The organism is Rhodococcus sp. P3_B8 (assembly GCF_056402775.1).
In genome coordinates this window covers 1-2852 of the sequence record NZ_JBFUGT010000515.1, presented here as the reverse complement: position 1 = coordinate 2852, position 2852 = coordinate 1, and the positions used below count along the sequence as shown (strand labels likewise).

Annotated in this window: 4 protein-coding genes; 1 reads left to right on the top strand and 3 read right to left on the bottom strand. The window is 67.1% G+C overall.

Annotated elements, in window-relative coordinates; all coding sequences use genetic code 11:
• The coding region (gene upp / locus AC1D1G_RS43850) for a uracil phosphoribosyltransferase (RefSeq protein ID WP_477956780.1) at window positions 1-509 on the top strand (509 nt) is incomplete at its 5' end.
• A 12-nt stretch (window positions 510-521) separates the two neighbouring features.
• Here upp and AC1D1G_RS43845 read toward each other — a convergent pair.
• The 3 genes from AC1D1G_RS43845 to AC1D1G_RS43835 form a co-directional block, all read right to left on the bottom strand.
• Complete coding sequence (locus AC1D1G_RS43845; RefSeq protein ID WP_280784274.1) at window positions 522-863, bottom strand: HNH endonuclease; 342 nt, start codon at window positions 861-863, stop codon at window positions 522-524.
• Between the two features lie 80 nt (window positions 864-943).
• Entirely contained in the window at window positions 944-2314 is a 1371-nt protein-coding gene (locus AC1D1G_RS43840; protein ID WP_477956779.1) for an FAD-binding oxidoreductase, read from the bottom strand.
• Window positions 2298-2852 (bottom strand): amino acid permease (locus AC1D1G_RS43835; RefSeq protein WP_477956778.1); only part of this gene is annotated, 555 nt, incomplete at its 5' end. The genes AC1D1G_RS43840 and AC1D1G_RS43835, both read right to left, overlap by 17 nt.

The following is a 2852-nucleotide window of genomic DNA, read 5'->3' as shown; positions in this document are numbered from 1 at the left end:
CGTACGAGGTCCTCCGCGACATCCCGATGCAGGAGATCGACGTCGAGACACCGCTGGAATCCACCACCGGAAAGGTCATCGACGGTAAGAAGCTGGTCTTCGTCTCCATTCTGCGCGCGGGCACCGGCATCCTGGACGGCATGCTGACAATTGTGCCGGGCGCGCGCGTCGGCCATATCGGTCTCTACCGCGATCCCAAGACCCTCGGAGCTGTGGAGTACTACTTCAAGATGCCCGGCGATCTGCAGGAGCGCGACGTGGTGGTGATCGACCCGATGCTTGCCACCGGCAACTCGGCCGTGGCGGCGGTGGAGCGACTGAAGGAATGCGGCCCCAAGTCCATCAAGTTCGTCTGCCTGCTGACCTGCCCCGAAGGCGTTGCCGCCCTGCACAAGGCGCATCCCGACGTCCCGATCTACACCGCCGCCGTCGACCGCCAACTCGACGAGCACGGCTACATCCTGCCCGGCATCGGGGACGCAGGCGACCGTCTCTTCGGCACCAAGTAGCGGGCCCGGTCTTCACGGGGCAGTGGTTTCCGGCGCTTCGAGTTCGGTGTCCGGGGGTGTGGGGAATCGCAGCGCGAGCGCTGTCTTGATTTCGATGTGACGCAACAGGAAGGCGCGCTCGTCGAGCCGCTTGCGCCGCAGCCAGCCGGTGACCTCGTCGTTGCACTTACTGGCGTTGCACGAGCCGCAGGCCGGGGCGATGTTGTCGAGGGTGTAACGCCCGCCGCGGGACAGCGCCTGCACGCAGTCGCGTTGCAACGGCTTGTCGGTCGCGCCGCAGTATGCGCAGCCACCCCACGCCTCGGTGAGCGCACTCCACTGCTCGGCGGTGAGGTCGTGCTCGACACTCTCCATCCGACGCTTGCGTTTACGGGCGCCCCTGGCCCTGCGACTCCGGTTGACCGCCATCGCCCCAGCGTAGGACTCGGGACGGGTCAACCGGCGACAGGGGGCACGCTCTGTTCGAAGCCGAACACGTTCTCCGGGTCGTAGGTGGCCTTGACCTCGCGCAGCCGCTCGCGGTGCGATCCGTAGTACTCGCGTTCCCAGTCCGACGCGGCGGCGTTGGGCACGTTGACGTAGGCACCGTCGCCGTAGGGGCGCAGCGCCCGCCAGAAGTCGGCCGCCCAGCCCAGTGCCGTGGAGTTCAGGGCGGGGTCGTTCCAGGCGGCGCCCGGCTCGCAGTAGAACAGCGCGTCGCGGTGCGGGAACGCGGACCCACCAGGCGGAGCGTGCCGGACGGCACCGCCGAAGCTCGAGCAGAAGAAATTGCTCGGCGGGCTGGGCGTGTTGGCCATGTAGTGGACGATCAGATCGATCGCCTCATCGGGGAAAGGTTGGGTGACGAACTGCGAGTAGAACTTCCAGAGGAAGACGTCGTTCGGCCCCCTGTCGACGTCGCCGTACACGGACGGCCAGGGGCCCTCCGTCACGGTCACGTCGGGATTGCCGATCGCCAGCAGCGACCGAAGTTGGTCCTCGAGGTCCCGCCGCGCACCGCCGTACATCAGTGCAGACAGCTCGACCGCGGTGGAATCGACCTCCAGCGCGCTGGTCAGCCGGTCGTCGGCGACCGGCGCGTCGCGCTGCCACCCGCGAAGCAGGGCGCCCAGGTGGTCGTGACCGGTCCACCTCGCGACGAGGAATGTGACGTTCGAGAGCTCGTGCAGCCTCAACGTGTAGGACGTCGCAATCCCGAAGTTGCCGCCGCCCCCGCCACGGCACGCCCACAGCAGGTCGGAGTTGTTGTGCTCGGTGGCCTCCACGACCTTCGCCGAGCGCGCGCCGTCGGCCACCACCACCTCCGCGGCAAGCAGGTTGTCGCACGCCATACCCATACTGCGGGTCAGTAGTCCGAAGCCACCCCCGAGAATCACGCCACCGAGACCGACGCCGCCCTCGGAGCCGGTCGGAACGACGAAGCCGTGTTGCCCGAGGGCCGCGACCGTCTCCTGCTGCGTCAGCCCCGTCCCGACCGTCGCCGTGCGCGCCGCTTCGTCGATCACGATGCTCTTCATCCGACTGACGTCGACGACCAGCCCGCCGTCGATCGACGACCAGCCCTCGAGGCTGTGGCGACCGCTGCGGGCACGCAGGGCGATGCCTTCCTCGCGAGCCCAGCGGACCGCGTTGACCACGTCCTGCGTGTCACAGCAGAACACAATCGCCTCGGGATAGCGGGAATGCAGGCGGTTCCAGCCCACCCGCGCCGCCTCGTAGCCGGAATCGCCGGCACGCACGACATCACCGGTGAGCATGGTGGTGGTAGTCAGGGGGTTCATCTCTCGGTCAGTGCGAGAAGACATCGGCGTCTCCCGGCTCGGTGTCCAGTACCTCGCGTTTGAAAATCAACAGGTACGCGAAGTACAACCCGCCCGCGAGGAGCAAGCCGACCGCAATCAGGATCGAGGTCAAAGCACTCGAGGGCGAGACGATCACGAACAGCACGACAGCCGACCACACCAGCGCGCTGATCGCGACCGGCAACTCGAAGCGCCCGAGATCGAACGCACCCGCCTTCCGATCCAGTCGCCTCCGCACCGCAAGGTAGAGGACGATTATCGCGCCGTAGAGAACTGCCGAGATGACCGTCCCCACCGTGAGCAACTCCAGCAGGGCGCCACCCGGCAGCACGGCCATGAGGACGACCCCCACGACGACGATCAGGATGGTCGCCGGAATGGGTGTCTGCGTGCGCGGGTTGACCCGACGCATCAGTCGGTAAGCAGGAAAACGTGCGTCGCGCGACATCGCGAACACCATCCGCGAGCAGGTGGCCAGGGTCACCATCCCGGCGCCGAAGAATGCGAACGCGATCGCGACCAGCAGCGACCTCTCCATGAC